5 protein-coding genes and 1 pseudogene are annotated in these 6,989 nt (G+C 62.0%); all 6 read left to right on the top strand.

Going from position 1 to position 6,989, the window contains the following annotated elements; translation table 11 throughout:
- Positions 1 to 273, top strand: a pseudogene (locus tag AC5DC2_RS16585) (sugar ABC transporter substrate-binding protein); the annotation flags it as partial.
- A gap of 67 nt (positions 274 to 340) precedes the next feature.
- Positions 341 to 2,131 carry a sugar ABC transporter ATP-binding protein gene (locus tag AC5DC2_RS16580; RefSeq protein ID WP_491699279.1) on the top strand — a complete coding sequence of 597 codons (1,791 nt, stop codon included), beginning with the start codon at positions 341 to 343 and terminating at the stop codon, positions 2,129 to 2,131.
- Complete coding sequence (locus AC5DC2_RS16575; protein ID WP_491699278.1) at positions 2,128 to 3,558, top strand: ABC transporter permease; 1,431 nt, start codon at positions 2,128 to 2,130, stop codon at positions 3,556 to 3,558. The genes AC5DC2_RS16580 and AC5DC2_RS16575 overlap by 4 nt, the downstream gene beginning before the upstream one ends.
- Positions 3,555 to 4,928: an ABC transporter permease gene (locus AC5DC2_RS16570; RefSeq protein WP_491699277.1), complete on the top strand. Its 1,374-nt coding sequence runs from the start codon at positions 3,555 to 3,557 to the stop codon at positions 4,926 to 4,928. The genes AC5DC2_RS16575 and AC5DC2_RS16570 overlap by 4 nt, the downstream gene beginning before the upstream one ends.
- Before the next feature lie 49 nt (positions 4,929 to 4,977).
- Complete coding sequence (locus AC5DC2_RS16565) at positions 4,978 to 5,679, top strand: bacteriorhodopsin (protein WP_024706642.1); 702 nt, start codon at positions 4,978 to 4,980, stop codon at positions 5,677 to 5,679.
- A 57-nt stretch (positions 5,680 to 5,736) separates the two neighbouring features.
- Positions 5,737 to 6,989, top strand: a 1,253-nt coding sequence (locus AC5DC2_RS16560) for a flotillin family protein (RefSeq protein WP_491699276.1), incomplete at its 3' end; no start/stop codon positions are given.

Genomic DNA, 6,989 nt, shown 5'->3' with positions numbered 1-6,989 from the left:
GACGCCGCCGTTCAGACCTGGCCGCCGGGCGATGATGTCCAGCTGATCTGGGATGTCATGATGCGCACGCTGCAGGGGCAGGGACCGAAGATCCAGTCCGTTCTCGTCGATCCTGTCGTGCTGACCTATGACGACGTTGCGAAAATCCTTCCGGAAGATTGCGACGAGAACAGCCAGGCCTGGCTCAATGTCGGCAAGGACAACTGGGGCTCGGAGGCCTATCTCAACGACTTCTTCATGAAGCCCGCCGATCCGACAGCATACAAGCCCTGATGCAGAAGGCCGCCGGCCACGGTCGGCGGCCTCAAGCGTCTTGACATTTCACCGGGATACGATCGCCATGCTGCGCCCAGAAGCCGAAACATCACCAGCATCCCACGGTCAGGAAACGATCGCGGTGCGCAACGTGAAGAAGTTTTTCGGACCGACCCGTGCCCTGAACGGCGCGAGCTTTTCGGCGCGGGCAGGCGAGATTCACGCCATCGTCGGCGGCAATGGTTGCGGCAAGAGCACCATGGCAAAAGTGGTGTCGGGCGTGCTTCCCTTTGACAGCGGCTCGGTCTCGATTCTCGGCGAAACCCCGACGACGCCGGCGGAAAGCCGGGCGCTCGGCATCTCGACCGTCTATCAGGAGGTGCTGGTCGCCGATGAGAGCACGGTCGTCGACAATATTTTCATGGGCGCGGACGCGCTCTTTTCCAAGGTTCTCTCCCAGGAGCGCAAGGTTGCCCGCGCTGCCGAGCTGATGCTCGACCTTTCCGGCGAGCCCGTCGATCCCTTCGCCATTGCGGGAACGCTGCCGCTTGGCCTGAAACAGTGGATCACGATTGCCCGTGCGCTGGTCAGCGAACCGAAAGTCCTGATCCTGGACGAGAGCTCCGCGGCGCTCGATTTCGACAGTACCGAGCGGCTCTTCGCCAAGATGCGGGCGCTGCGCGATGCCGGCGCGACGGTTCTGATCGTCACTCACCGCATTGCCGAACTGATCCGCATTTCCGATCGTGCCACGGTGCTGCGCGATGGCTGCGATGTCGGCGTGCTGGAAAAGCATGAGATCACCGAAAAGAACCTCCTGGCGCTGATGACCGGCGATGAGACCGCCGGCGGCGGCCATCATCAAGAGGCGCCGCGACCGCGGGTCGACCGGCTTGCCCTTTTGGCCGAGCGCATCACGCTTTGGGACGGGACGGCGCCGTTTGATTTCCATCTGCGACGCGGCGAAATCGTCGGCATCGCCGGCCTCGACGGCCAGGGGCAGGACGATTTCGTCCGCGCGTTGGCCGGAGTCGAGCCGCCGCGCAGCGGGCTTGTCCAGGTCGCCGACCGCGACGGCAGGCTTCAGGCGGTTCTCGGACTTGCCGACGCGGTCAAGGGGCGGATCGCCTATGTATCGGGCGACCGCAAGCGCGAAGGCATCTTCGCCTCGCTCTCGATCTTCGAAAACATGGTGATGCCACTCTACCGGGAGAAGAAGCGCGGCGGTTTTTTGGGCATCATCGACAGACAGACGCTATCGGCGGTTTTCAGGCGCGAGGCGGAAAACCTGTTGATCAAGCTTGGCGCGCGCGAGGATCGCATAACCTCCCTTTCCGGCGGCAATCAGCAGAAAGTGCTGATCGGACGGGGTTTTGCCATGCGGCCGGATATCATCGTGCTCAACGATCCCGCGCGCGGGATCGATGTCGGCGCCAAGAACGAACTCTACAAACATCTCAGAGCCTTCGCGGAGGACGGAAAATCGGTCGTCTACATGTCATCAGAGCTGGAGGAATTCGTGGGTTTCGCCACCCGCGTGATCGTGTTCCGCGACGGTCGCCCCTTTGATGCCTTCGACGGGCGGACGCTCGAGCCGCAAAAGGTGCTTGAGGCGATGTTCGGCCAGACCGACGGAAGCGGACTGGCCATGCCCGAGGGGCAGAAGCCCGAAGGGTCAGACCGGCCATCGCCGGCGCTCCGGCCGACGGCGGAAGCGCGCGGCCATGCCGCCGTCGAAACAGCGCTTGTCCCGGCGGCCGCTGATGACGCCGCGCACGAAGAAGCCGATCGCCCGCCGCCCGCACCGTTTCGCAAACCCATCCGGATCATCGAATTCGATGCCGAGAGCGGCCAAGCCAGAAGCCTTGGCCGATGAACAACGCGCTCACCAATACCAGGACGGAAACCGTATCCGATCGCGCTGTCGCCGGGCAGGCGCAGGGCGGGCGTGCAAATCCGTTCCTTCTGGTTCCGATCACCATGTTCTTCGCGCTGCTCGGTCTTGCGGTGTTGCGCTCGCCGAACCTGATGAGCAGCAATGGCATCGGCAGCGCCATCATTGTGGCCACGCCGCTGATATTGGCGACCTACGCGCTGATGGCCTCGGTGATCTCCGGTCGGGGCACTGTCGATCTGTCGATCGGTCCGCTGATCGGCTTCATCAACGTCACGCTCATCCAGCTTCATGGCGCAGGCGTTATCGGCAGCCCGATCACGATCTTCGTCTACGCCATTCTGACCGGCGCGCTTTACCAGTTCATTTTCGCGCTTATCGTAATCTACGTCCGGGTCCAGCCGATCATCGTTTCCCTGTCCGGCTATCTGGCGCTTTCCGGCATCAATCTCGTGATTTTGCCGCGCCCGGGCGGCATGGCGCCGCAATTCATGGCCGACTGGGGGCTTGGCACCACGATCTTCTCCCCCGTCCTCGCCATTCTTGTGCTTGCCACCATTGCCTGGGGCCTGTTCTCGCGCACCGCCTTCTTCACGCACCTGCGGTTGATGGGCTCGGATGAACGCGCCGCCTATACCAGCGGCGTGCCAATCACCGTTGTGCGGATCGGCGCCCATCTGATCTCAGGCGCTTTCGCGGGATTGGCAGCGATCGCGTTCACGGCGCTGATTTCCTCCGGCGATCCCTCGCAGGGCACCACCTACACGCTGATCGCCGTCACGGCGCTGGTCCTTGGCGGGGCATCGCTTGCCGGCGGACGGGCCAGCGCTTTCGGCTCTTTCCTTGGCGCGGCGAACCTCTACTTGATCACCTTCGTTCTCGCGACCTTCAATTTCGGCGCGGTGCAGAGCTTCGTCACCAATCTCGCCTATGGCTCGATCCTGGTGATCTCGCTGCTGCTCACACTGATCATCCCCTTCATTCAGCGCCATATCCATAATTTCTCGCCGCTTCTTTATTTTGTGGCACTCAGTGTCGTGGCGCTTGGCGTCATACTGCATGCGACGAATGACGGCCCTGTTCGCGATCCCGCTGAGGTCGAAGCATCGGTTCCCGGTCCTCTTGCGCCGATCGCGCCCGAGGCGCTCTACGTTGCGCCGCTTGAGGTTGCCCGACCGGATACGCAGACGATCGCGCTTCGCAATCAGGCCGCGCCGTTCGTGCTCGTCGCCCTGCTGTTCGCCGTCATCGCCTTCTTCGTCCGCACGGCCTTCAACCAGTCCGACCGCCGCAGGATTGCGCCTGTCGCCGCGGTGGTGATCGCGTTGATGGTTCTGCTCGGCGCATGGCTGATGCGTGAAGGGGTTGCGGCGGGCCGCGCCGGTGTCGAGGTGGAGGATCCGCGATGAGTATGACCGGTTCGACGCCCCGGCTGGGTCTTCCGGCCACCATTCTTGGCCTTGCAATCGGTCTCGTCCTGACTGTTGTCGGCGTCGTCTTCGGCTTCATGCAGGGGCTTTCGGTGCAGATGATCATTCTGGCCGCCATCGCCACCATGGCAGCCTTTACCTGGGGCTGGCGGTTTGTTCTCGGCCAGTTCGAACGCGAAAAGACGGGCGAGACGGAGGGCCAGCCGTCCGAATTGCGGCAGGTCTGGCAGCAGTTTCGGCCGGCCGTCTACGGCTTTCTGGTCATCTGCGGGATTTTCCTGGCGCTGTCGCTGACCATCGAGACGTTTTTCAATATCTGGAACGTCATATCGCTGATCATTCTTCTGACGATCGTGGTGCTGACGCGCACGCTGGGCCGCTTCTTTCAGGAAAACCGATCGGCATTCATCGGCATCATGGTGCTCTCCGGCCTGTTCTCGATCGGCGCAATGAACGTCGAGGGGTTTGCCTCGGGCAGCAATATCAGGTCGATGCTGCTGTTTGCTTCCTTCCTCGGCATCGCCTCGGTGGGCCAGACGCTGGTGGCATTGCTCGGCGGGCTCGATCTGTCCATTCCGTTCATCATCGGCGCTGCCAATGTCGGATTGATGTATCTGATCGCGCTCGGCCTGCCGCCATGGCTTGCGATGCTGATCGTGCTCGCCGCTGGCATTCTGCTCGGCTTGATCAATGGTTTTCTGAGCTTCCGTCTTCAGGGCCAGGCGCTGATCGTCACGCTTGGCACGGGATTTGCCATCTCCGGCGGCGTGCAGATACTGACCTCGATCGGCACTGCCTATGGCGGCAATGTGTTCGGCACGGTGCCTGACTGGCTCTCCAATCTTGCAGCGATGAACGGCACGACCTTCGGCCTGCCTTTCCCGCCGGTCATCGCCATCTGGGCCGTGGTCGCCGTGATCCTGATCGCGGGCATGCGCTACACCGTCTATGGCCGTTTTCTCTATGCGCTGGGCGTCAACCGCACATCGGCCAAACGCGTGATGATCTCCGAAGCGGTCTACTGGGTGATGATGTACGCGCTTTCCGGCTTCTTCGCAGCGCTGACCGGCTGTCTGCTGCTCGGCTGGTCGGGTGGCGGCTTCATCAGCGTGGGCGATCAATATCTGTTCCTGACCCTTGCCGCGGTCGTGGTCGGCGGCACCTCGCTGATCGGCGGGCAGGGTGGCTACGGCTTCACCGTGATCGGCGTATTGGTGCTGCAGGTGCTGTCCTCGTTCCTCGTGGGCATTGGCCTCGATTTCGAATGGCAACAATTCATTTTCGGTCTGCTGATCCTGCCGATGGTGGCGCTCTACGCGCGCTCGCCGCACATCAGGACGCAGATCTAGGGAGGCTTGATGATGAACAGAACCGGGTTTCGTGATGGGAGAGGGTAAGATGGCAGTTTTCGAAACGGCGGATCTGACGGCGGCGAGCTATTCGACTGCGCTGTTGGGTCTGGTCGCCACTGCGGCGCTGTTGCTGCTGGGCACGGGCTGGGTCAGGCCTGCCTGGAAACTGCCGGTTGCCTTGTGCGCGCTTGCCGCGCTGGTGGGCACACTCGCCGTCTTCCAGGCGCGCGAGGCCTGGTCCGTCGCCCAATCCGTTCCGGTGGTCTACCACTATGTCGGCTGGGCGATCTCGATGCCGCTGCAAGTGCTGGCTCTCTATTTCTTCGCCGGCCGCACCGCCAAGCTGGGCATGGGCCTGTTCTGGCGACTTGTCGTCGTGTCCGTGCTGATGGTGTTCGTGCGCTATCTCGGGGAAGCCGGGCTGATGCATGCCACGCTCGCCTTTCTCATCGGTCTCGTGTTCTGGCTGTATATTCTGGGCGAGCTGTTTTTCGGCCGCATGGACGAGGCGGTTCGCGATTCGCGGATGCCGGCCGTGCAGCGCGGCTATTTCTGGCTCAGGCTGATCGTGACGGTGGGTTGGGCAATCTATCCGCTCGGCAATTTCATCACGTCCTTTGGCGGCTACATCGACACCGGAGCGCTTTCGGTGGCCTACAACATTGCCGATTTCCTGAACCGGATGGCGTTTGGCGTCGCCGTCCTCGCTGTCGCGATGATGGATGCTGGAGAGACCGCAGATGACTGATTTCTTCGATGCCGACCGCAACCGCTCAATCCTGTTAACCTGTGAAGGGATGTTCCAATGAAGGGCGCAGACATTATTGCAATCATCATCCTGGCGGCGATCGTCATCGCGGTCTGCGCCTATCTCCTGCACTGGCTCTATCGCCGGTCGACCAAGGACATCTCGTTCGTGCGCACCGGTTTCGGCGGCGAGAAGGTGGTGATGGGCGGCGGTGCGCTGGTCCTGCCGATCCTCCACGATCTCACCGAGGTCAATATGAACACGCTGCGTCTGGAAATCATCCGGGCGCGCGAGAAGTCCTTGATTACGAAGGACCGGATGCGGGTCGAGCTGACAGTGGAATTCTATGTCCGCGTTCACCCCGATAACGATGCGGTGGCAACAGCCGCGCGCTCTCTCGGAAACCGCACCATGCACGCGGAAGAGCTGAAGGATCTCATTCAGGGTCGCTTCATCGATGCGATGGGCGGAGCGGCTGCGAAGATGACGCTGGAGCATATCCACGAAAACCGCATGGACTTCGTCAAGGAAGTTCGCCGGGAAGTGGCCGAAAGCCTTGCGCTTGACGGCCTGGAGCTGGAATCGGTTTCGCTGACCTCGCTCGACCAGACCGACATTTCGCTGTTCGACCCTTCGAACACCTTTGATGCGGAAGGCCTGACGATCCTGACCGAGCAGATTGAAAGCCGCAAGAAGAAGCGCAACGACATCGAGAAGGACACGATGATCGCGGTGCGACTGAAAAACCTCGAGGCGGAGAAACGCTCTCTCGAGATCCAGCGCGACACCGAATATGCGCGTCTCAGCCATGAAATGGAGGTCGCCGTCCAGCGGGCCCAACGCAAGACCGAGATCGCCAGCGAGAACGCAGCGCGCGAGCGTGAGATCGAGGCCGTCAAGATCAAGGAACGTGAAGCTGTCGAGCGCGCGCGCATTGCCATGGAGCAGGAGCTCGAGCGCATCGAAATCAAGCGCAAGGAAACGCTCCAGCTCGAAGACCAGATGCGTGAAATCGCCGTTTCCGCGAAATCGAAAGAACGCTCGGAAGCGCAGGCCGAGGCAGAGGCAGCCCGCGCCAAGATGATCGAGGCGCAGGAACGCGTCCAGACCATCCGCGACACCGAAATCGCCAACCGCCAGAAGTCGATCGAGCTGATCGAAGCGCAAAAACGCGCGGAATCGGAGGGTACGCGTCTGCGCATTCTCGCCGAGGCGGAAAAGGAGGCGGCCAAGGATCGCGCCGAAGCGGAGCGCATCACGGTGGCTGCCATGGCGGAACGCTATGCGGTCGAGGCCGAGGGCAAGCAGAA

It is taken from the genome of Martelella sp. (assembly GCF_984369615.1).
This window is presented reverse-complemented; position numbering and strand designations above follow the sequence as displayed.